General features: G+C 40.6%; 1 protein-coding gene. It reads left to right on the forward strand.

All coding sequences use genetic code 11. The features are described 5' to 3' along the window. Positions 1-249 (forward strand): BCCT family transporter (locus AAEY62_RS23825; RefSeq protein ID WP_350636936.1); only part of this gene is annotated, 249 nt, incomplete at both ends.

Raw genomic sequence — 249 nt, forward strand, 5'->3', positions numbered from 1 at the left:
CCTATGGGTTTTGTTATATCGGTGTTGTTTTTAATTTTAACCACAATATTTGTAGCAACCACGGGTGACTCTATGACCTACTCGGTATCTATGGTAATGACGGGTAACGATCATCCGCAAACACCCATTAGAGTGTTTTGGGGCATTATGATGGGAGTTATGGCAGCAATATTAATTTCGATAGGTTCAGGTGGTATTTCTGCATTGCAGTCGTTTATTTTAGTAACCGCCGTACCAGTGTCTTTTGTG

Source organism: Pseudoalteromonas sp. GW168-MNA-CIBAN-0100, assembly GCF_040309225.1.
GTDB classification, from domain to species: domain Bacteria; phylum Pseudomonadota; class Gammaproteobacteria; order Enterobacterales; family Alteromonadaceae; genus Pseudoalteromonas; species Pseudoalteromonas arctica.